Origin of the sequence: Halalkalibacter lacteus (assembly GCF_036663595.1) — a bacterium.
Lineage (GTDB): Bacteria > Bacillota > Bacilli > Bacillales > Bacillaceae_D > Halalkalibacter > Halalkalibacter lacteus.
Window position 1 is genome coordinate 1 of sequence record NZ_JAWRVL010000283.1, and the last position, 261, is coordinate 261.

The window sequence follows — 261 nt, forward strand, 5'->3', positions numbered from 1 at the left end:
AGCGCGCCCAGCGCGCCGAGGGCGGCGACCACGGGCGCGACAAGGACACCGATCACACCAACCGTCACGGGCACTTCAATGACGGCCTTGCCTTCGGAGTCCTGGAGGATGATCCGGCGGACGTTGCCCTCGTGGACCAGTTCCTTGACCTTGTCGACCAGGTGACCCGCACCTTTCAGGTCGATGGTCTCCGTTGATGTGGATTCTTGCTGTGTCATCCCATTCATCTCCTCGCCGTGTCGTCGGATGAACCGGCGTCGT

1 protein-coding gene is annotated in these 261 nt (G+C 62.8%); it reads right to left on the reverse strand.

Translation table 11 applies throughout. The annotated features are described in order from the left end of the window. On the reverse strand, nucleotides 1–218 hold a 218-nt coding region (locus SAZ04_RS22365; protein WP_332699855.1), incomplete at its 3' end, for a DUF4342 domain-containing protein. Nucleotides 219–261 lie beyond the last annotated feature (43 nt).